Origin of the sequence: Pseudomonas sp. FYR_5, assembly GCF_043106315.1 — a bacterium.
Lineage (GTDB): Bacteria > Pseudomonadota > Gammaproteobacteria > Pseudomonadales > Pseudomonadaceae > Aquipseudomonas > Aquipseudomonas putida_Y.
The window spans coordinates 45,028-66,694 of the sequence record NZ_JBICMK010000116.1 but is presented as its reverse complement, the minus strand read 5'-3'; the positions used below and the strand labels follow the sequence as shown (position 1 = coordinate 66,694).

The window sequence follows — 21,667 nt, the reverse complement described above, 5'->3', positions numbered from 1 at the left end:
CCCCGGCGTGACGTACCCAGCCTGAACGCGGCCAGTTCCGGTGAAGGGGCATCTGCCGGGTACAGGCTTTCCAGCGTCTTGTTCAGCAGCATGGCGACCAGGTTGCGATGGTGAAAGTCGCGGCTCTGCGGGCTGAGCTGTTCGGCATCCAGCCGGTAGCATGCCGGCACGCGCTCCTGCTCGGGAGGCTGGGCGGGTCTTGTGTGTTCCAGTTGCTCGGCCGGCATCAGGTCACGCAGTTGATGCTGGTAGGCCGAGACCGACAGGCTCAGGTCCAGGGCCATGCCTTCGGCGTCGGCGAGCGCCACCACCACTGGCACTTTCGGCTGGGTCCAGGGGTAGTGGCGGGCGATGGCATTGAGGTTGCCGATGGGCAAGGTTTCGGTGACCGGGTCGCTGCTCCAGGTCAGCGGCATGCGCCGCTCGGTTGGCTTGAAGTCTTCGACCCAGGTTTGCAGGGCACTCACTGGCAACACATGGGGCTGGGTGGACGGCGCCTGGTTGCCGCTCACCAGCTCGGCCATGTCCAGCTGGCGCATGTGCCGTTTGCGCAGGGCTGGCGAACCGGTGATACGGGTGGTGATGGCGTTGGTCCACAGGTGCGGGCTGTAACCGATCCACACTTCCTTGGCCGTGTCCTGACAGGTGTCGGCCCACACCCAGCCCGTGCTCTGGCCGGAGAGGTAGCGGCCACGCTGGTGATAGTCCTCCAGCCCTTGGTAGCGCAGCTCCTTGTAGAGGCCCACGCCGACGTGCTCATGAATGACCAGCTTTTCGCCCTGAGGGCCTTTCATGAACACGTAGACATAGCCCGGGCGCAAAGCGCGGAGGGTATAGGCCGAGTGCTGCAGTGGAGTGAAGCCTTGTTCCAGGTTGAAGCCTGCATCGGCATAGCGGCAGGCGGGGGCGTCGGCGGTGCGGGGCACGATGGCGTAGCGCACTGGCAGGATGGGCACGCGTGCGCTGCAGGCAGGGCCGGAGGTGGCGCTACTGACGGAGGCGTTAGTCATGGGCAGACTCCTTGCTTTCGACCAGAGCCTGGAGCTCGCGAAGGCGGGCCTGGGGCGACTCTTCGAGGTTGGTGTAGATTTTTCCCGCCTTGTCATTGCTCATCAGCCACATGTGCCCGGCTATCAGCCGAATGAATTGGCCCGCAACTTCCTCGCTCCGGAAATTGAGGGCTGTCAGTTGCGGCAGGAGTGTTTCTATCCAGAGGCGTATGTCCGCCAAGGTATGGTGGGCATGGGGCGGCATGGCCAAGACCTCATGTGCCAATGAGAGGACAAAGTGCTCGTGCATGCCTGCTTGCAGCCGATCAAGTTCAAGCTGCTGGAGGGTCAAAGGCAGTTCTGATTTTGAGCGGGCAGCAATCGGCTTGTTTTCGTGTGTTTTCCACTCATGAGCCGGCCCCCAGTTGACTCGCCATGCCAACCGAGACACCGGGCCAAGCCAGGCCTTGCGATGGTCGTCGTCCAGCGCATTCAGCCAGGCCGCAAGATGGTCCGGTGTGACATGGTGAGTGGCAACGCTCTGGTCAGGGAGCACGACCTGCACCAGGCTGGTGAAGTGGTCTGCCAGCGCTGCCAGGCCAACCTCGGCATCCAGCGCGATGGCGCCACCGATAGGCATCCAGGTCGTGATTGCATGGGCAAGCAGCTCGTGAGCGTCTGCAACGTCCACCAGCAAAGGCCCAAACTCATGACGGTCATCCAGGGCGCTGCTCTTCCATAACCATGCCTTTTGAGTATTCCGGCTGACAGCGTTTATAAGGTCGAGTACCGATGGGGCATAAGCAGGAACCAGTTCACCTTCCTGCGGGATGGGCCGATAGGCCCAGTTCTCGATTGCACTGGTCATGAGCAGCAGAAAGCGGCAGTTGTGAGCGAAGTCTTCGCTACGCGGAGGAGGTGATGACAAGGTGGTCATTGGACTTGCCCTCGGATACAGCGGCAATCGGGCAGGGGGCAGGAACCATCAGGGCGACGCCCACACAAGCGCTCCAGAGGCTTGCCGGTGTTCGGTGCACTGCTGATGGAAAAGGGACTTGCCGTCCCATTTGCCGACTTGAGCATCTGGCCGGTGATGCGAATCGTCGGGCTGTCCAGGGTGATGCCTGTTTCGTCGATTCGAATGGCGCCCCCAGGGCCTTGAATGACCACGGCTTCCGATGCTCGAAGTTCATAACGGCGGGTACGTCTGCGGATATCCCCGCGAGCTTCCAGCTCGGCATGCCCTTCGACCCGTTGTTCGAAGTTGCCACCGATACGGGTGTGGTGATTGGCGGCGATCTGATCGTGACGGTGATTGCCGATGTTTTCGACACGGTCCTTGGCGATCCTGATCGTGTGGTTTCTACCGATGTCGAGCGCGGCATCCTGCCCAATGGTGATGCGCTCGTCATTGCCAACCGTTTCCGTACGGTCGTGGCCGATCAGGATCGATTCGTCGTTATCGACCTGCTCTTTGCGGTCATTGCCGACCTGCGTAGTCTCATCGTGCTTGACCACATTGTTCTGGTCCCTCTGGGCATGAATGAACACTTCCTCCTGGCCCAGTTCGTCCTCGAAGCGCAGCTCGTTGAAGCCATCGCCCTTGTGGGTCTGGCTTTTGATGGTCATGCGGGTCTTGTGGCGGGGAAGGTCGTAGGGTGGCAATTGGTTACCGCAGTAAGTACGGCCGGTGATCATCGGCTGATCAGGGTCGCCGTTGACGTAGTGGATGATCACGTCCTGGCCGATGCGCGGGATGGCCATCGAGCCCCAGCTGCCACCGGCCCAGCCTTGGGATACGCGTACCCAGCAGGAGCTGAACTCGTTGTCCTGGCTTTCTCTGTCCCAGGGGAAGCTGACCTTGACCCGGCCCCATTCGTCGCAGTAGATCTCTTCACCGGGCGGCCCGACCACAGTGGCCATGTGCGGGCCGTCAACGCGTGGTTTGGGCAACGGAGCTGGGCGCCACTCGGTTCTGCCTGGCACCAGTACCGCCTTTTGCTCGTATCGTGTGCCCTGGTCGGCCCCGGCAGCTTCTTCCTGCAGGCTGGTGAACTGGCTGCCTTCGTGGCGGACCGTGCTGACCCGCCAATGCACATTCAGGTCTTCGCGTGGGTGGCCGGTCAGGGTGAAGCTAAGGCCCGGTTGAAGGCGCACATTGTTGCCTTGCACCTCGGCAATGCGCACGTCGTGGCGCAGGCCAGTGATGCGGTTTTCGGTGAACGGCTTGCCAACGGCATCGCGTTTGTAACGGCCGGGGTAGTCGAAGCACTCATAATCCGTGGACTGGTGCTCAAGATAGGGGCCCGAGGCCCTGTGTTCCTGACGATAGGCTGGGTGGGTGAACGTGTAGTCGCGTTGAACCTGCCGTGCAGTACGCACTTGTTCGCTGTAGCGCAAGCGCCGTAGGCAAGGTTGAGCCTGGTCGCCGCCGTGGTTGGAATGGTACAGCACGGTGTCCGGGGCTGACGGTTCACGCTCACGGTAGAAGCGTTCGGCGTCGTCCTCGTGTTTGATGACACCGTGACTTATCAGACCGAGTGACTGCAGTCTGTCGGTGATGATCAGCTTATGGCGCTTTTCGTTGTGCTCGAAGCGGTAGACCAGGCCTTCTTCGGCCGCCAGGCGGGCGATGAAGTCGAGGTCGGTTTCGCCGGCTTGTACGCAGAATTCGCGCACCTGATGGTCCAGGCCGGCGCGTAGTTCGTACTGGTCGATGCCCTGGCGCTTGAGCATCAGCTCGAGAATTTGCGGAACGGTCTTGTGCTGGAAGATGCGCCAGTTCGAGCGCAGCCTGGCGCGGGCCAGTTGCGGTTCGACCAAGGCGTGATAGTAAGTGCGGTAGAAGCCACTCTCGCCCTGGCTGAAGCTGCTGACAAGGCCGTGCACGTACCGTACCGGGCGTTCTCCGTCCAAGATGGTGAAGAGCACGGGTTTGTCGAGCAAATGGCCGAAGTCGATATCGTTTTCGAAGCTGATCAGTTTCAGCTCCAGTTCAAAGGGGGCGCTGATGCCCTCTCGGAGTTCGAACGACACCACTTCGAATTCAGCTTTGCCAACCAGCGGCTGGAAGCTGTAACGCACGTCAGATTGGCTAGGCATACACGATCCTTGTCCGCCGTCTGAATATTCGAAAAGCCCAGGCAGAGCACGCCTGCCTGGGGCATTTCAGTGAGATCAGGCGATCGGTTTGCGCCAGTCGTCAGAGCCTTCGGTACCCGCCGTTACGTGGGTCCAGGTGATCTTGCGATACATCATCGCCACTTCCACCAGCTGCGTGTAGTTCGCGTTCTTCGCATTCTGGGCGTGGGGTAGCACGGTGTTGATCTCGACGATGATGGCGTCTTCCAGCTTGGTGGTGAAGAAGTGCTCCTGCTCGCCCACTGCCGAGGTGCGGTACCAGTTGACTTCAACCGTTGGCAGCTTTTCGCCACTGGCCAGCGCTTGGTACATCAGTGGCGTGGCCTTGTTCAGCGAGCTGGTGAAAATGAAGGGCTTGTGGGTCCGTTGCCCGGCCGGTTGACCGCTTTGCGGGTCGGTGGGGACGGTGACCTGGTGCTTGACTTCCTGCACCAGAATTTCATCTTCATGGCCTTCCTGGTAAATGTTGCCGACGGAGTCGGAGGTGAAGGCGTCCGCGGTGATGTTGCCTTGTTTCTGGCCTTCGATCTTGATGTAAGCGGGTGTTGGCATGGCAGTTACTCCTGCGTCCATGTGGGTAAAGCACGCGCACCCCAGGTGGCGTGGCCATCGGAAACGATGGGCTTGTCAGCGAGGCAAAAGCCTCGCTAATTCGTTGAACTCAGTGGTGCTGTGTCACGGTTGGCTATTGCTGCAAAATGCCGTTCAGCGACTCCAGCACCTCGGTTGTGATCAGGTGCAGGCGATAGCTGTAAATGCTGTAAGCCACCGCCATGGCGATGGCGGAAATCACCAAGGGGCTCCACCAGGGCCATTGCCGGCTCATGCGGAAGTTGCGTGGGGCCACATTGGTGTAGGGGTCGCAGACTTCTTCGGGGGTGGGGCCGCGCAGTTCGCGGATGATCCCGTGCAGTTGGTGAATCAGTGCATTGAGTGTTTCTTCGCCTTTCGGCGCGAGCGCGTACTTGCCCTTCAGCCCAAGGCACAGGGCGTAGTACATGAACTCAAGCACGTCCTGATAACGCTTGGGCTCCTGCATCAGGCGGGTAATCACCGTGAAGATTTTTTCCCCACCCCAGGTCTCGTCGTGGAAGATGCTAAGCAGCGGCTCCTGGCTCCAGCAGCTGCTCTTGCCCCAGGGCCGCTCCATAACGGCCTCGTCTATGAACAGGCACAGACCGTAGGAGTACGCCAGCAACTGAGCCGGCTCGTAACCGTGCTGGCGCATTTCTTCCTGAATGTTGTCGATCTGGCTGCGTACTTGCTGGTGCACGTCCTGGATGTTCGGCAGCTCGTCCAGCGTACGCAGGCGTATAACCAAGCCGAACAACGGTGATGCGGCATCCAGCATCAGGTTGGCGAAGCCGCCCCGCAGTTGAAATTCCGGGTCAGCGGGGTAGCCTTCGGAAACGGGCTCAGGCTCAGGTTTGTCCGTGGATACTTGCGCATTGCTTGCTGCAGCCCGGGGGGCGGGTACTGGCTGTTCAAGGGTTGAATCAAGCGCGTTGACTGCAGCGTTGTTTTCGTCGGTGGGCGTGTTGTTGTCTTTTCCCATGTCACTCACTCCTGATCGCCCAGAACTGCAGTTCAAGCCCTGGGAAGTCGCCCGCAATGTGGATGCCGAAGCCATTCGCCTTGCTCATGCACGCCCAGGCCGGGTCACGTCGGTCCAGCTCGAAGTAGCTGAAGCCCGCATGGAAGGGCAGGTCGCGGGGCGCTACCGGTAAAGGCAACAAAGGGATGCCTGGCAATTGCAGCGGCACCAGGTCATTCAGTGACTCAAGTGAGGTGATCTTGGCTTTCTGGATGAACATCTGGCGCAACGCCTGTGGTGGCAGGTCGGCGCGCACGGCGAGGATGAAGTCGGCTTCGTCGATCAGCCGGCGGTCTTCCAGCGTGGTCGTCATCACGCCGAATTGTTCGCTCTCCAAGCGCAGTGAAACAGCGCGCGGCCGCAAGACGGTGCTCAGAGATCGGCGCAAGGTGTCTTCCAGTGGTTTGAAAGAGGTGCGCAGCGCGGTGTGGTGATAGGCGGGGTACTCCTGCGGCAGCCTGTTCTGGTCGGTGAAAGTGACGAATTCGCCACAGGCCTGGCTCATGCACAGGTACAGCTGCTCGGGGTGCGTTTGCGCTTGCCTGGCCAAATGCTGGAAGCATGGCCACCAACGGTTCATGGCCTGCAGCAGGTTGAAGTCGCGAATGTCGGCGATCCCGGACTGGCCCGATGCACCAATCCGCGTGGCAAGGCCGCGCGCCCGCTCGCGCAAGGTATGGGTGATTTCTTCAAGAAACCGCTGCAGCGCTGGCACCGCCCGCACCGAAACGCTGGTGGGGTAGAACGCTTCGTCCAGTTGCAGGCTGCCGTCGGCGCGCCGTTCCAGAATACGTGCCAGGGCCAGGCGGGTGTAGGCGCTTCTGTCTTCGGTCTTGCGTTTGAGCTGCAGGTTGGGCACCGCGAGGTCTACCTGCACCAGGTCACCATCAGCGGTGTGGGTATCCTTGATTTCCTGTGCCTGGGCGGTATAGCGGAAATTGGCTGCATTGTCGGGCCAGCTCACTTCGCGGCCGCCATCGGTGCGCAGCGGCAGGCACAGATACACCTCACTGTCTTTGCACGCGTCGTCGCCGATTTCCAGTGGCGGCGGTGGCGGCAGGTCGGCGGGAATGTCGAACACCGTGCCGTCCGGCATCACACCTCGCGCCCGGGTGATGGCGACTTTGCCCAGGCTCAGGTATTCGTCGTTCAACTGAAGTTCGCTGAAGCCGTAGAAGGCTGCATTGAGGCTGGCGAGGCGCTGGTGCAGGGCTGCTTCGCTGGCTCTGGTCGCCTGTTGGAAATGCTGTGGTTTGACGAACAGGCCTTCAGGCCAGAGAACGGGATTGCGTGAACTCATGGGCGCTCCGTGTCAGCGTGAGTAAGCAGGAAGGGCAAAGGGTGTTGAGGCGCCATCAGTCTTCTTCCTTGAGCACGATGTGCGTGTCGTTGACCAACACCGACAGCATGATCTGGCGGCCACGCGGCGGAATGCGCAGTACTTGCCGCCAGCTGGCGTTTTCATGGCCTCGGTAGTCGGCAATCACCGCGACGAAGCGGGTTTCGGCGTGGATGGGTTCGAACGGGATGTACTTGAACTGGCCAGGGCGCAGCAGGTAGTCGTCACTACGGATATAGGTACTGCGCAGCGCCTTGGCCGGGTCCTGCTCCAGCAGCTGGTACACGGTGTTGCGCAGCAGTGAGTCGTCGCGCAATTGCAGGATCGTGATGGCAATGGGCGTGGCGACCAGCGCTGAGGCAACGCTTGTGGTGGGCGGCAAGGTCAACGCCACCTGAGGGTCGTCGTAGCTGCCTGGGCCGCTTTCTTCCAGGGGCGAGCGAGCCGGGTCGCTTTCGTCTCCTTCGTCCAGCTCGACGGGGGACATGGCCGGGAATTGCGCTTGCAGGTATTCGAACAGAACCCCGATTTTTTCGGTCAACGCATAGGGGTCGCCAGCACTCAGGGTCACAGCGTAGGGACTGGGCTCCAGGGCGCGATCCTGATCGGCTGTGACGTCAAGGCTGTCCGGATTGCCGTTGAGGGTAGGGCTGGCATTGATGCTGAATGCGACCTCGGTCGGGTGATCCTTGGGCGGCCCGATGGGCAACGAGTGGTCCATGGCTACCTGGCTCATTCTGCTCAAAGATGTGCAGCCGGCGGGCCCGACCAGCGCAAGCAGCAGGGGGGCGAGCAGAAGTGGATGAGGCTTCATGGGTATGCTCCGGCAATCAGGCGCTGCAGCGGGCTTTCTCGGAGTGCCCCTTCACCGTCTGCTGCGTCCAGCGCTGCCAGAGGGTCGCTCCCCATGGCTGCTTTGAAGACCGAGCAGATCTCGACGGCTGGTTGGGGGGCAGAAGGCTGTGCCGGCCAAGCGGGTGCAGGCGCTTCGGCTATCAGGCGGTCGAGCACCCTCGGGTCAGGGTTGAACAGGTCCTCCAGCGAGCGTGTGCAGGCCTGATCCTGGGAGTACTGAACCTGTAGGCGATAGGCACCAATGAGAAGCTGGTCACCCTCAACCAGGCGCCTGGGTGGAAGCGGCCCCAGGCTGTTGGCACTGCCACTGACGTAGGTGCGGTGGCAATGGTCGATCACACAGAAGCTGCCTTCGATCCAGCGGATTTCGCAGTGGATGGGCGCAACGGTCTGATCACGGTCATTGATCTGCCAGTTTGCTCGCCCACTACCGATGGTGCCGCCCTTGCAATCGAACAGATGCCGAGCAGTAACGCCGTGCTGCAGTTGGTCGAGGTTGGTGATGCTCAAGGTGACTGTGCTCATGAGCGCCCCCGGATGCGTACAACCGGGCTGATCTGGCCATACCGGTCGTCGACGAAGCTGGTCCAGCCCAGGTATGCGCCCTGGCTGCGGTGCAAGCAGAAGGGGGGCAACGCGCTCTGCTCAAGGCGCAGCTCCAGGTCATAGGCCAGCCCGTCACGCAGCAAAAAGTCGATCAATGCACGCAAACGGTCGAAGTTGATGCCGCTGGGCAGCAAGTCCCGCAGCTGCGTCTGGTCGAGTTCGCTGATCACGATGGTGAACTTGCTGCTGCGGGTGCGCGTGCGGCTGCCAATCATGAACGTGCTGCCCAGCTGGCCGTTGGTTCGCCCCAGGCTTGCAAGCTGCCTGGACGGCGTGACGACTGATCGCGTCTCGAACTCGCGGATGTGCACCTGCTTGAGGTCGAAGCAGTGGGCGATGATGCCGGCGACGGTCCCCGGTGCTCGGCTGCGGCTGGCGATCACGCCGGCAAAACTGAGCAGGCGGCTCCAGGGCAGCGCCGTGTCCCCTCGCAACTGCTTGTCGTTAAGCCCCAGCAGGGCAAACATGTACTGCGAGAACCCGTCACTGGCACCTGGCTGGAAGCGGATGTAATAGCGGTACTTGCGCCAGATACGGTGCAACAGGCTGAGCAGGTAGTGGTTGAAGAAGTCGAAGAAGGCTGGCCGTACACCGATGCCATGCGCATGTTCGTACGCCACCTGTTCCAGGTAATAGGTGGGCAATGGCGAATCGGAGCCGTGCAACCCCAGGAACGTGGCAACGATGCGGTAGCGCTCGTCCTCAGCGGGCATTCTCTGGGCTTTGTACACGTCCGATACAGGGAAGGTCAGCCGTGGGTCGCAGGCCAGGCGCACGCGCAACCGGGTGGCCTCGTCCGGCCAACGCGGTTCCAGGTTATCGCCATGCAGCCCGTGCAACCGCTCCAGCAACTGGAAAAAGTTGTACTGGTGCGCTTTGCAGAGCAGCTTGTCGGCTAGATCAGCGGTTGCTTGCCGGTCTGTATTGGCCATGTGTAGTGCTCGTTATTGGTGGTGTTGATCACTTCCAGCTGGTGGAAGGAATTGATGCTGGCGTACAGGGCGAAGAAGTGCGCGAGCACACAGCTGAACAGGTACAAGTCGCCTTCGCAGAGGAAGGCGGTCTGGTCCAGTTTCAGCAGGGTGTGCAGGCCGCGAATGGGTTGCCCCTTGATCAGCCAATCCATGGGCTGCGTATGAATGTCGCGCATACCCTCCAGGCGTTTACGGGTGGTGCGGGCCTGCTGGATGTCGTGCAGGGCCATGAAGTCATAGGCGCGGATCACCGCTTTCAGCGGCTCTACCGAGAGCATGGACAGGTAGTTGAGCGACATGTTGGAGATCAACGCCCACTGCAACTGGCCGTCCAGCACCGGGCGACAGGGGCGGGTGGGGGTACAGAGATTGGTGTAGGTGGCCAGCGGCGGCGTAAGTTCGCTCAGGACGTTGATGTCATCCACGCCTAGCGCCAGCGGTAGGTCCCGATTTGTGCAGGTGAGGTCGATGGACGCGGTTTCCAGCTCGCCTATGTAGCTATTGGCGTCGGCGCGGACGAAGGCGATTCGATGCATGACGCCATTGCCGTGCAGGCACTCTTCCAGCTGGCAGCGGTAATACAGCGCCGTGCGCCCCTGAACGTGCTCGATTTCATGGGCGAAGGACTCGAAGGGACGGAAGGTCCGAAGGTGCTCACCGGTGTTACCGTCAGTCGTCGTTCGGGTGCTGATCACCTGGTCGACACTGAAGATTTCGTAGCCGTGCGGCGCTGTGCCCTTGGGCTTCAGTGGAACCATGGCGTCCTTGCCGGACAGGTCGATGGGCTCGGCGCTGTGCTGGAACAGGTTGACCGCAGGTGCGCAGAACAGGTTGAAATCTGCTTTGCCGACACGCAACGAGTCGGGTAGCTGGCGCGTGAAGTGAAATTCGAGGCTTACCTGCTGGCTGTCATGAGCTGGCCAGATCTTTTCCAGCCCGGTAACGCTGAAAAAGTGGAAGCGTTGGGGGAGCGCGAAGTATTCCTGCAGGATCCGGTAGCCATCAAAGACGTTCTGTGGGTAAGGCAGCAAGGCGTCGTTGGGGCTGAATCCTGGGAATGCGATGCTGTTTGCCGGCAGCCGACGAACCTCGCCATTGATGGTCACGCTGACATGCTTGAGGTATTGAGAAATCCACAGGTAAAGCGTGCGGGCGGTACCGGTATCGCCGCTGAGGTAAAAGTCGAGGCTGGTACAGCTTAGGCTGTTCAACGGACGCTCGACCAGTGTTTGAAGGCCGATGCAGACTACAGAACGGTCGGATGTCTGGGTGGCGGCCACTGTGTCGATCTCGAACGGATGAATGTTGACCGCTGTGCAGGTGCGGAACTCGCAGGCCACGCCGTCTACCGGTTTCGAGAACAACCGCGACCCCTTGGGAATGCGCTGTGACTGGCTGAGGGATTGCCTCACCGGGCTGAACTTGATGATCGTCGCACTGGGCAGCGGCCGCAGGTAGTTCGGCCAGAGCAACTGCAGCATGGGCTGGGTCAGCTCTGGCAAGTCGTCTTCCAGCTTCAGCCGTAGTTTGGCGGTCAGGAACGCAAAGGCTTCCATCAGGCGTTCGACATCGGGGTCGCTGGCGCCTTTGCCAAGCAATCGCGCGAGTTGTGGGTTGTCCTTGGCAAAGTCGTTCCCCAGTTCGTGCAGGTAACGCAGTTCTTCGCTGAAACTGTCTCTCAGTGACATCGGTCACCTCACTCGCGTGTAGCAGTTGTGGCCATCGACCAGCAGCTCGAGTTGCAGCTGCTCTGCGTGGTTGTTGACCTGTACCAGGCAATCCAGCCTGAAATGCAGCTCCAGCGGGGCATGGGTATCGGGCACTGCGTTGAGCGTGCGTACCTGTATGCGCGGCTCGAAGCGCTGGAGGGTGCGGCGGATATCCGCGCTCACCTGCACAAGCAAGTCGCCGTTGCTCACGTCATGCCCGTTGAAGTCGCGCAGGCCCAATTCAGGGCTGCTCTGGGAGCACCCCTGGCGGGCATTCAGCAGCGTTTCGAGGTGGCGCTTGATGGCGGCGAACTTGTGGGAAGCGCTCTCGCGTCGGGAGGCCTCCCGGCGGGTGCACTGGTCCACCATCAGGCGATCAAAAAGACCACTCATTGCGTATCGAGCCGCCCGACCAGGGAAATCTCGAAGTTCGCGCCCATGTACTTGAAGTGCGGACGTACGGCGAGCGAAACCTGGTACCAGCCCGGGTCACCCGCAACATCCGATACCTCAATACGCGCGGCACGCAGCGGCCGGCGGCTGCGAACGTCGGCAGACGGGTTCTCCTGGTCGGCGACGTACTGCTTGATCCATTTGTTCAGCTCGGACTCAAGGTCACGGCGCTCTTTCCAACTGCCGATCTGCTCGCGCTGCAGCACCTTGATGTAGTGGGCGAGCCGGTTGACGATGAACAGGTAGGGCAACTGGGTACCCAGCTTGTAGTTGGTCTGTGCCTGAAGCCCCTCAGGGGTTTTCGGGAAGTGCTTGGGCTTTTGTACCGAGTTGGCGGAGAAGAACGCGGCGTTGTCGCTGTCTTTGCGCATGGTCAGGGCGATGAAGCCCTCTTCGGCAAGTTCGAATTCCTTGCGGTCGGAAATCAGTACCTCGGTAGGAATCTTGGCCTGCAACTGGCCCAGTGATTCGTACAGGTGGACCGGCAAGTCTTCGACGGCACCGCCCGATTGGGGGCCGATGATGTTCGGGCACCAGCGGTAGCGGGCGAAGCTGTCGTTGATGCAACTGGCCAACAGGAAAGCAGAATTGCCCCACAGGTAGTTGTCGTGCTGCCCGGCGATGTCTTCGTCGTAGTTGAAGCTCTCGATCGGTTGTTCCTGCGGGTGGTAAGCGGAGCGAAGCATGAAGCGCGGCCCGGTCAGGGCGACGTGGCGGGCGTCTTCGCTTTCACGAAAAGCGCGCCACTTGGCATGCCGTGGGCCGGCGAAGAGGTCTTTTATTTCCTTGAGGTTCGGCAGCTCCTCGAAGCTGTTCAAATTGAAGAACTCGGGGGCAGGTGCGGCAAGAAAAGGGGCATGGGACATGGCGCCAACGGAGGCCATGTAACTTAGCAACTTGATGTCAGGGGAAGAGGGGGCGAAGTTGTAGTTGCCTACCATGGCCGCAATCGGCTCTCCCCCGAATTGGCCATAACCTGCGGTGTAAACATGTTTGTAGATACCACTGCAGGTAATGTCCGCAGCATTCTCGAAGTCGTCGAGCAGGTCCTCTTTAGTGACATGCAAGATTTCAAGCTTGATGTTCTCCCTGAAGTCCGTTCGGTCGACCAGAAGTTTCAGGCTGCGCCAGGATGATTCAAGCTGCTGGAACTCAGGCTGATGCAGAATGGCATCCATTTGTTTGCCGAGAACCCGGTCGATTTCGGCAATCATCTGGTCGGCCCGATGCTTGTTGATCATTTGGTCCGGGTCATTGCTCTTGAGGATTTCGGCGATGAAGGCAGATACGCCCTGCCTGGCAACCTGGTAGCCCTCCTGGGCAGGTACCAGTTTGGTTTCTGCCATGATCTGGTCGAGCAAGGTGGCATTGCTCAACGTGTCGGCCGTTGCGTCTGGGGTGATGGCGGTGCTGCTTGGCTTGGGCATGGGGACGCTCCGTTGTCTCAATCTTTTTCTGGCGCCTCGAGCACCAGGTCCAGTTCTTGGGCGAGCTGCTTACGCGCCTGCTCGTTGTTAAGCAGGTGCTGTAATTGCTTGCGGAAGGCCGGGACGTTGCCCAGCGGGCCCTTCAGGGCGACCAGCGCTTCGCGCAGCTCCAGCAGCCTGTTCAGCTCGGGCACCTGGCGCGCTATCCGGTCTGGTCCGAAATCGTTGATGGACCTGAACTGCAGCTGGACGGCCAGCTCGGTATCCGGGGCGGTGCTGAGCCTGGACGGTACCGTCACGTTCAGGCTTACGTTGGCGTCGTTCAACACGCTGTTGAATGTGTGTTTATCGATGCGCATGACCTGGCGGTCCTCAAGCGCACGGCCGTCATCCAGGCCGAAATCGCCCAGCACCAGCATCTTGTGCGGCAGCTCCACCTCAGCCTGCTCATCGCTGGTAGCGGGCACATACTTGATATTGACGCGCTCTTTCGGCGCGACGGATCCCGTCTTTTTAGGCATCAGTACGCAACTCCCTGTTGGGTTGTAGGATGTTCAGACATAAGTTGTGTTTAGTAATTTCTTGGCCTTGTAGGAAGATTCTTACATGCGTTTTATTGATTAGGTGTTCTGTCCGTTTTCTATAAAAACCATGCAGGGGGAAGTGCTCTTTGGTCGAGCGTGAAGTTGTAAGGAAATATTTGTTTGTGTGCGTTCGGTACTGTGTAATAGGCTTCTGCTGAATTTGTTTTGGTCGGTCGTGAGGGGGCATCGGTACTGCTATTTAGTTGTAGGAAAGTTCTTTGCTTCATATAGGCCATTTGTACTATTCAGAGAGTAAATTCAGGATGATTAACCGCTGTGCATATGGCGCCGGTCTCTCGTTGCTGTTTTGTCTGCAGCCGGTGCTGGCAGGCTCCACGCGGGACTGTCCCCGGATTGTGTCCAACGTCGAGCGACTGGCCTGTTTCGATCAGGCTGCCGGCACCCCGGCGTACACGCCAGAACGGCAGTGGTCTGCACCGGAGCAGCAGGCCCCCACTGTGTTGCGCGTGATGGCAAATGAAGCTGAACGGGCACCGGATGACCTGACGTTTCGCATCGGGAGCCAGACCCGGGACGGAGCAGGCGCACCAGCGCTTGTGATTTCGGCGCCCGCGATCGCATCGGGTGATGAACGTGCCTACATGGCAATCAGTTGCATCCAGGCCATCTCCCGGCTACAGCTGATTGCCAGGCGTCCGATCGAAGCAAGTTGGGTCAAGGTACGCCTGAGCGGGGAGGGCTGGTCTACCCATGAGACGCCTTGGCAGGTGATGGAGAACGGCCAAGTGCTCGATGCCGGGCGGGGTCTGCCCGCCATCGAGCAGATCAGGAAGCTCATCGGTGCTCAGCGTATCCAGGTTTCAAGTGATCACCGTGAGATCGACGGGCTGACTTTCGATGCGCTAGGCCTGGACTCCTTGATCAGCCGGGCGAGAAGCACATGTCGGTGGTAGCGCAGGTATCCGGGGAAGAGGTCACTCGGTTGCTCACGCCGATTGATCCGGCAGTTCCGGCTGGCCTGTTCGATGTCGAGGACGAAACCTACCAGGCCATTGATCAGGAGATGGTCAAGCTGGGTGGGTTGCAGGAAGCCTCTATCGACTGGGTCTACATCGAAGACGCGTCCCGTCAGTACCTGAGCCGGCAATGCAAGCACTTGCGAATCGTTGCGCACCTGAGTGCCGCATGGTTGCGTAGCGGCTGCTGGGAGCAGTGGGGATGCACCTTGGCGTTGCTGGCCGGCATGCTCGAGTGCTATTGGGAGGCCGCTCATCCCAAGCCGGGACCGAAAGGCTTCCTGGGTAAGCGCAAGCTGGTTGCCCTGGTGATCGACCGCTTGGCCGAGGCGCTCCCTCGTCTTGATCGTTTTACCTACACCCCGACCCACGCAGCGGCAGCGCAGGCTGCCTTGAAACGCCTGCAACAACAGGAAACGGTGCAGCTGGACACGGCAGCACTCGGCGAACTTGAGCGCCTGCTAGGCAAATACTCGGAACTTGCCAACGGCGTCAGCGAGGCTGCTGTGCCCAAAGCAACGGCTGCAACCGAGAAGCCTGCACCGTTGGCCGATGTCATCGCCACACCCGTGTCACGCATGTCGATGGGCAATGAGCGTGAGACACGCCGGGCCGTCCTGTCCATGGCCGAGCTCATCAACCAGCAGGACCCTTACGACACTACCGGCTACCAGTTACGGCGTTTCGGTTTGTGGGCGCACATTCAGGTTGCTCCGCAAGTCAGGCAGGGCAACCGTACGGAATTGATGGCGGTTCCGCTGGATATCACGCGGGTCTATGAAGAGGCCATAGCCAGTAGGGTGGTTGACCCTGCCTTGCTGCAGCGCATTGAAAAGAGCCTGACGGCTTGCCCCTTCTGGATTCGTGGCAGCTTTCTGGCTGCGACCGTCGCCACGCAGCTGGCGATGTGCGAGGTGGCCGAAGCCATCCGTTGTGCCACCGCCCGTTTTGTACAGCGTATGCCGTCGCTGCAGCAGTTGTGCTTCAGCGACGGGCTGGTATTTGTCGACGACCAGTGCCTGGCCTGGCTCAAGGGCACGCAAGGGCCGTCTGGCCAAGGTGCAACCCCCCAGGAGTTCAGCGGCCTGCGCGAGGAGTTGGTCAGCCAGCTGGAAACCGGTGGCGTAGAACCGCTGCTCCTTCGGCTGCAAGGGCTGCAAGCCGGCTTTCGTGCTCCCCGTGAGCGCTGCCACACCACGGTGATCGCAGCCGATCTGCTGGCCGCCCGGGGTGTGTCCTGGTTGGCCCAGGACCTGTGCGCCAGCGTTGCCCGAACCATGCAGCAAACCACCGCCAGTGCGTGGGAGCCCGAGGTATTTCAGCGGCTTCAGCAGTACGCGGCATCCCCAGTACTGGCAGTTCAAGACAAGGATCAGGAGCCTCGATGAATCAAATATGGACGCAACTCAAACGTTGGGGCTGGCCGTGGGTAACGCGCATTGGCCTGGCGCTGCCGCTGCTGCTCGGGCTTGGCGCGTTGCTGATGCTGGTCGCAATCTGGTGGCTTGGCCCGCAGTGGACGTGGCGTGAGCAGCAGCCGCTGGCAAGTGTGGCTCATCGCAGCGTGGCCAGTCTGGTGCTCGTGCTGGTGCCGCTTCTGTGCTGGCTTGGAGTGCTGCGCACGCGCTTTCGCCGCCTGCAAGCGGAGCGCCAGCAGGCATTGGCCGCCGAGCAGGATGTCGCGCTACCGTTTGTTCAGGCGCAAGAGCGGGCGTTGAGCCAGGGGCTTGAGCGGTACCTCTACAATGCCGGTGGGCGACGTGCGTTGTACCGGCTGCCCTGGTACCTGGTGTTGGGCGTCGAACAGTCCGGTAAAAGCAGCTTCATCGACCGCACCGATCAGCGCTTTACCCTGACGCGTATCGACCAGGCCCAGGCACGGGGCCGACAGTCTGAAGCGCTGGCCTACCCGGTAGGCTGGTGGGTGAGCGACGATGCCGTGATCATCGACCCGCCTGGTGTTTTCATCAGTCAAGAAACACCGGCGGGCTCGGCGGCCAACGCCCCCTCCGAAGCCTGCGCGCCGCCTGGCATCCAGGCCAGGTTGTGGGAGCACCTGTTGAGCTGGCTGCAGCGTAAGCGAAGCCAGCGGGCACTCAATGGTGTGTTGCTGGTGGTCGACTTGCCGGCGCTGCTGCATGGCAAGCCCGAGCAGCGCGTCGCGCTGGCCCATGGGTTGCGCACACGCCTGTACGAAGTGAGCAGTCAATTGGGGGCGCGCCTGCCGCTGTACGTGGTACTGACCAAATTCGATCTGCTGGACGGCTTCGACCAGTTCTACAGCCAGCTTCCGGCCGCCAAGCGTGAAAGCCTGTTGGGGTTTACCTTCAAGCTGGATGCGGTAGACGCGTTCGACGCCTGGCTGGATGAGTATGACGAGCACTACGGGCGGCTTCTCACCCAATTGCATGAGCAGGTTATCGACCGGCTGGATGTACTGGGCAAGACAGCACCGTGCGGGCGCCTGTTCTCACTGCATGCACAACTGATCGGGTTGCGCCCCATACTGCAAGCATTCTTGCGCGAAACCTTGGCGAGTGACCGGTTCACCACGCCACCCTTGGTACGTGGTGTGTACTGGTCGTCAGTGGTACAGCAAGGCGACATGCGCAATGCCTTTGTCCGTGAAGCGGCACAGCCCTACACGACGAAGCTGCCCCTGCGTGAAGGTAAGGCACAAGGGAAGGCGTTGGTCTATTTCATCCAGCAAGCATTCAGGCGGGTTATTTATCAGGAAGCCGGGCTGGCGGGCGACAATGTTCGGGTTGCGCGCAGCAAGCGCCACTTGCTGTGGGTGGGCTCTGGTGTAGGCATCCTGGCGTTCAGTATCGCCATTGCCAGTTGGCAGCGTTACGCCGATATCAATGGCGCCAAGGCTGCCAGTGTGCTCGCCAAAAGCCAGGAGTACAGCGGTCACGAAGTCGATATGCGTCTTGATCCGACCGGGCGCAACCTGCTGGCGCCACTGGACCAGATTCGCGATGCGGTGGCGGTGTTTGGCGACTATCGTGCGGCCTGGCCGGTGGTTGCCGATTTTGGCTTGTATCAAGGGCGCAACATTGGTCCCTTGGTTGATGAGGCGTACCTCAGCTTGTTGTCGAAACGTTTCTTGCCGGCCTTGGCCAGTGGTGTGATCGATGCCATGAACGCAGCACCCCCTGGCAGCGAGCAACAAATGGCCGCGCTCAGGGTTTACCGGATGATCGAGGACCGCCACAGCCGCCGCCCCGAATGGGTCGAGGACTGGATGGCCCGGCAGTGGCAACGCGCCTTTCCTGGCCAGGGGCAGTTGCAGCGTGACCTCATGCAGCACCTGAAATACGCCTTGGCCTATGCCGATACCGATTTGCCGCAGTATCGCCAGCGGGTCAGCGAAGTGCAGCAGGCGTTGCGCAAATTGCCGTTGCCACAGCGGGTCTATGCTGGGCTCAAACAACAATCGTACCAGCAGTTGCACGCCGGGCTGGACCTGCGCCACCAGGTAGGGCCTGCGTTCGATGTAGTGTACCAGCCGTCTTCCGGGGCCAGGCAAGGAAATGAGGATGTACGGCTGGCCGCCATGCTCACCGCCAAAGGCTTCAGGGAATACTTCGCGCCGCGCAGCCAGCGGTTCGCTGAAATGGCGATGGTTGATCAATGGGCATTGGGGGAGCGCAGTCAACTTGACTATTCGGACGTTGACCGCGATGCGCTGACCGAGCGGCTGTATAACCTATACAGCGCCGATTACATTGACAGCTGGCGGCGCGCCCTGAACGCTTTTACGGTGGCTGACTTCCGTGATCTGGACCATGGTGTCACGATCCTGGAACAGTTGACCGGCCCCGCAGCACCTTTGCAGCGGCTGCTGGATACGGTCAGGGATAACACCTCGCTCGCGCCGCCAGCAGGTGTTGAAGCACCGGGTGAGCTGAGTGCGTTGTGGGCAGCAACCGGGAAACCCGAGCAACAGCAAGCGTTGGCCATCCAGCGGGCGTTTGCAGGCTTGGGCGCCATGCTGCAGGCGACAGGAGAAAAGCCGAGCTACTACGATGAAACCCTTGGCGCTGTTGCGGCCGTGCTGGACTACGCCAAGGCCGTACAAGACAGCCCGGACCGCGGCAAGGCTGCGTTGCAAGCCGTGCATCAGCGCTTTGCGATGACAGGGCAGGACCCGATCGGCACCCTGCAACGTGTTGCCACAGGTTTACCGGAGCCCATCAGCCACCAGGTCAGAAAGCTCGCCGACCAGACTGCCCAGGTGCTGAACGTTGAAGCACTGCGCGAACTTGAGCGACGCTGGGATGCTGACGTGTACAGTTTTTTCCAGCAACGCCTGGCAGGCCGCTACCCCTTTGTGGTGAAGGCACCCGATGCTTCTTTGGATGACTTCGAGGCGTTCTTCGGGCCGAAAGGGCGCCTGCAGCAGTTCAATGAACGGTATCTCAAGGTTTTCCTGAAGGACAACCTTGAGGCCTTGCAATCCGCTCAGCACGGGCAATCCCTGATTCGTGCCGACGTGATCGAGCAGCTCGAGCTGGCGGATCGCATCCGCGAAACATTCTTCGATCAGCGTGGCAAGCTAAGTGTGCAGTTCAGCATCGAGCCCTTGGGGCTCAGTGCGAACCAGCGTACCAGCCTGCTGGACCTGGATGGCCAGTTGATTGCCTACACCCATGGCCCAAGCCATATCACGGGCATTGTCTGGCCCAACACTCTGGGGCAGCAGGTCCGCAGCAATCTCACCTTGCTAAGGCAAAATGGCAACAGTAGCAGCCTGGAGTACCGTGGCCCGTGGTCGATGTTCCGCTTGTTCAGCCGCGGCGCGCTCAATGGCCGGACGGCGACCAGCGTGGACCTGAGCTTCAGGACCGGAGATGGCGTGATGCGCTATCGGCTTAACGCTGAAAAAGCCTTCAACCCCATTACCCAGCAACCGTTCAAAGGCTTCCGCTTGCCCCGAGGCTTGTTGCAACAGCCAGCCAATGGGGGGCAGGCGATGTTGTCGGGTGAGCAGCGACCATGAACATCGTCACGGGCGCAGTTCATAGACTGCGCAGGCTTTCTAAGGCTGGGTATGCGCTGGCTGACCCCAGCCTCTGCTTACTCCACAGCCTCCGCCACGCCCTGATCCTCACCCAGGAACCCGCCACTCTGATGCTGCCACAACCGTGCATAGGTACCCTTTTTTGCCAACAGTTCGGCATGGGTGCCTTGCTCGATGATGCGCCCTTCATCCATCACGATCAGCCGGTCCATGGCGGCGATCGTCGACAACCGGTGGGCGATGGCAATAACGGTCTTGCCTTGCATCATTTCATCCAGGCTCTCCTGAATGGCCACTTCCACCTCCGAGTCCAGCGCGCTGGTGGCTTCGTCCAGCAGCAGGATCGGTGCGTTCTTCAGCATCACCCGGGCAATTGCAATGCGCTGGCGTTGGCCGCCAGACAGCTTGATGCCGCGTTCACCCACCAGGGTGTCGTAACCGCTGTTGCCCTGGCGGTCGCTGAGCTGGCTTATGAAACCATCGGCCTGGGCACTGGCCGCGGCGGCACGGATCTGTGCTTCGGTAGCATCAGGGCGGCCATAGGCAATGTTGTCGCGAATCGAACGGTGCAACAGCGAGGTGTCCTGAGTGACCATGCCGATGGCGCTGCGCAGGCTGTCTTGCGTGACCTTGGCGACGTTCTGCCCGTCGATGCGTATTTCCCCTTTGTCCACGTCGTAGAAGCGCAGCAGCAGGTTGATCAAGGTGGACTTGCCGGCGCCGGAGCGGCCGACCAGGCCGACTTTTTCGCCCGGCCGAATGTGCAGCGTCAGCTCATTGAGCACCTGGCGCTCGCCATTGTAGTTGAAGCTGACCTTGTCGAAACTCACCGCGCCACCCGTGGTTACCAGCTCTGCGGCACCCGGCGCATCCTGCACTTTGGGGCCGCGGGTAAGGGTGGCCATACCGTCCTGCACGGTGCCGATGTTTTCGAACAGCGAGGTAATTTCCCACATGATCCAGTGCGACATACCGTTGACGCGCAAGGCCATGGCGGTAATCGCCGCGACGGCCCCGGTGCCGACCTGTCCCTGGTGCCATAGCCACAGTGCATAGCCACCGGCACCAAAGATCAAGCCCACCACCAGCGCCTGGTTGACGATTTCGAACTGGCTCACCAGGCGCATCTGGCGAAAACCGGTCTGCTTGAAGTCTTCCATGGCTGCGCGCGCAAAGTGCGCTTCGCGGTTGGAGTGCGAAAACAGTTTTACCGTGGTGATGTTGGTGTAAGCGTCAGAAACCCGCCCGGTCATCGACGATCGGGCATTGGCCTGCTCCTGTCCGACCTTGCCCAACCGGGGTACGAAATACAGCATGGCCAAACCGAACAGCACGACCCAGGCAATGAAGGGCAGCATCAGTTTCAGGGCAAAGCCACCGGCCAGGGCAATGATCGCGATGAAATACACGCCAATCCCGGGCAGGATTTCGATGAGGGTAAACAGCACATCGCGTACTGCCAGCGCCGTCTGCATCACCTTGGTAGTGACCCGGCCAGAAAACTCGTCAGAAAAGAACGACAAGCTCTGGCGCAACATCAGGCGGTGAAAATCCCAACGCAGCCGCAGCGGCAGGTTGATCGCCAGCACTTGGTGCTGAACCATGGTGCGCAGCGCCACCAGCCCGATGCTGACCAGCAGGACGATGCCGATACCCCACAGCACTCGGCTTTCCTCGGGGCCAACAGTACCGCCGGCCTGCCAGGACGCGAGCAGGTCGACCACCTGACCGAGGAACGCGAACAGCCAGGCTTCGTATATCGACACCCCGGCACTGAGCAGTGCCAGCGCCAGGATGTAGCCACGAGCGCCGCGGGTACAAGCCCACATGAAGCGCAACAGGCCAACCGGCGGCGGTGGTACCTCGTCGGGCGGGAAGGGGTCGAGCCGACGTTCAAAGATACGCAGCATGCTTGTCTCCGGAAAACGGTTTTTGCATTGGCCAATGCCCTGCCGGCTTGCCTTTGGCGACTTTTGTTTTTAACCCGGAAAAG

Annotated in this window: 17 protein-coding genes; 3 read left to right on the top strand and 14 right to left on the bottom strand. The window is 60.7% G+C overall.

Annotated features, from left to right (window positions below):
• The 13 genes from ACF8RA_RS24450 to tssB form a co-directional block, all read right to left on the bottom strand.
• Positions 1-1,010 (bottom strand): T6SS effector BTH_I2691 family protein (locus tag ACF8RA_RS24450; RefSeq protein ID WP_392519660.1); only part of this gene is annotated, 1,010 nt, incomplete at its 3' end.
• On the bottom strand, positions 1,003-1,926 hold the full coding sequence (locus tag ACF8RA_RS24445; protein ID WP_176684156.1) for a DUF4123 domain-containing protein: 924 nt from the start codon (positions 1,924-1,926) through the stop codon (positions 1,003-1,005). The genes ACF8RA_RS24450 and ACF8RA_RS24445, both read right to left, overlap by 8 nt.
• Positions 1,923-4,091: a type VI secretion system Vgr family protein gene (locus ACF8RA_RS24440; protein WP_392519659.1), complete on the bottom strand. Its 2,169-nt coding sequence runs from the start codon at positions 4,089-4,091 to the stop codon at positions 1,923-1,925. Before ACF8RA_RS24440 ends, ACF8RA_RS24445 begins: the two co-directional genes overlap by 4 nt.
• A 75-nt stretch (positions 4,092-4,166) precedes the next feature.
• Positions 4,167-4,682: an Hcp family type VI secretion system effector gene (locus ACF8RA_RS24435; RefSeq protein WP_176684154.1), complete on the bottom strand. Its 516-nt coding sequence runs from the start codon at positions 4,680-4,682 to the stop codon at positions 4,167-4,169.
• Positions 4,683-4,815: 133 nt separating this feature from the next.
• Positions 4,816-5,685 carry a type IVB secretion system protein IcmH/DotU gene (gene icmH / locus ACF8RA_RS24430; protein ID WP_392487538.1) on the bottom strand — a complete coding sequence of 290 codons (870 nt, stop codon included), beginning with the start codon at positions 5,683-5,685 and terminating at the stop codon, positions 4,816-4,818.
• A 1-nt stretch (position 5,686) separates the two neighbouring features.
• Positions 5,687-7,024: a type VI secretion system baseplate subunit TssK gene (tssK, locus tag ACF8RA_RS24425; RefSeq protein ID WP_392519658.1), complete on the bottom strand. Its 1,338-nt coding sequence runs from the start codon at positions 7,022-7,024 to the stop codon at positions 5,687-5,689.
• A 55-nt stretch (positions 7,025-7,079) separates the two neighbouring features.
• Positions 7,080-7,877, bottom strand: a complete 798-nt coding sequence (gene tssJ / locus ACF8RA_RS24420) for a type VI secretion system lipoprotein TssJ (protein WP_392519657.1) — start codon at positions 7,875-7,877, stop codon at positions 7,080-7,082.
• On the bottom strand, positions 7,874-8,443 hold the full coding sequence (locus tag ACF8RA_RS24415) for an FHA domain-containing protein (protein ID WP_176684151.1): 570 nt from the start codon (positions 8,441-8,443) through the stop codon (positions 7,874-7,876). Before ACF8RA_RS24415 ends, tssJ begins: the two co-directional genes overlap by 4 nt.
• On the bottom strand, positions 8,440-9,456 hold the full coding sequence (tssG, locus tag ACF8RA_RS24410) for a type VI secretion system baseplate subunit TssG (protein WP_176684150.1): 1,017 nt from the start codon (positions 9,454-9,456) through the stop codon (positions 8,440-8,442). The genes ACF8RA_RS24415 and tssG overlap by 4 nt, the downstream gene beginning before the upstream one ends.
• The gene (gene tssF, locus ACF8RA_RS24405) at positions 9,420-11,186 is read right to left on the bottom strand and encodes a type VI secretion system baseplate subunit TssF (protein ID WP_392519656.1); all 1,767 of its coding nucleotides are present in this window, start codon (positions 11,184-11,186) and stop codon (positions 9,420-9,422) included. Before tssF ends, tssG begins: the two co-directional genes overlap by 37 nt.
• A gap of 3 nt (positions 11,187-11,189) precedes the next feature.
• Entirely contained in the window at positions 11,190-11,600 is a 411-nt protein-coding gene (gene tssE / locus ACF8RA_RS24400; RefSeq protein ID WP_252459129.1) for a type VI secretion system baseplate subunit TssE, read from the bottom strand.
• Positions 11,597-13,087 carry a type VI secretion system contractile sheath large subunit gene (gene tssC / locus ACF8RA_RS24395; RefSeq protein ID WP_392519655.1) on the bottom strand — a complete coding sequence of 497 codons (1,491 nt, stop codon included), beginning with the start codon at positions 13,085-13,087 and terminating at the stop codon, positions 11,597-11,599. The genes tssE and tssC overlap by 4 nt, the downstream gene beginning before the upstream one ends.
• 17 nt (positions 13,088-13,104) lie before the next feature.
• Positions 13,105-13,608: a type VI secretion system contractile sheath small subunit gene (tssB, locus tag ACF8RA_RS24390; RefSeq protein WP_209966696.1), complete on the bottom strand. Its 504-nt coding sequence runs from the start codon at positions 13,606-13,608 to the stop codon at positions 13,105-13,107.
• A gap of 326 nt (positions 13,609-13,934) precedes the next feature.
• Here tssB and vasI point away from each other — a divergent pair, with 326 nt between their 5' ends.
• The 3 genes from vasI to tssM are packed head-to-tail and all read left to right on the top strand — an operon-like array spanning position 13,935 to position 19,653.
• On the top strand, positions 13,935-14,585 hold the full coding sequence (gene vasI / locus ACF8RA_RS24385) for a type VI secretion system-associated protein VasI (RefSeq protein WP_176684146.1): 651 nt from the start codon (positions 13,935-13,937) through the stop codon (positions 14,583-14,585).
• Positions 14,573-16,036, top strand: coding sequence for a type VI secretion system protein TssA (gene tssA / locus ACF8RA_RS24380; protein ID WP_392519654.1), 1,464 nt, complete (start codon positions 14,573-14,575; stop codon positions 16,034-16,036). Before vasI ends, tssA begins: the two co-directional genes overlap by 13 nt.
• Entirely contained in the window at positions 16,033-19,653 is a 3,621-nt protein-coding gene (tssM, locus tag ACF8RA_RS24375; RefSeq protein WP_392519653.1) for a type VI secretion system membrane subunit TssM, read from the top strand. Before tssA ends, tssM begins: the two co-directional genes overlap by 4 nt.
• 77 nt (positions 19,654-19,730) lie before the next feature.
• On the opposite strand, the gene ACF8RA_RS24370 is transcribed toward tssM, so the two are convergent.
• Positions 19,731-21,584 (bottom strand): ABC transporter ATP-binding protein, encoded by a 1,854-nt coding sequence (locus ACF8RA_RS24370; RefSeq protein ID WP_176684143.1) that lies wholly within the window; start codon positions 21,582-21,584, stop codon positions 19,731-19,733.
• Between the last annotated feature and the right edge of the window lie 83 nt (positions 21,585-21,667).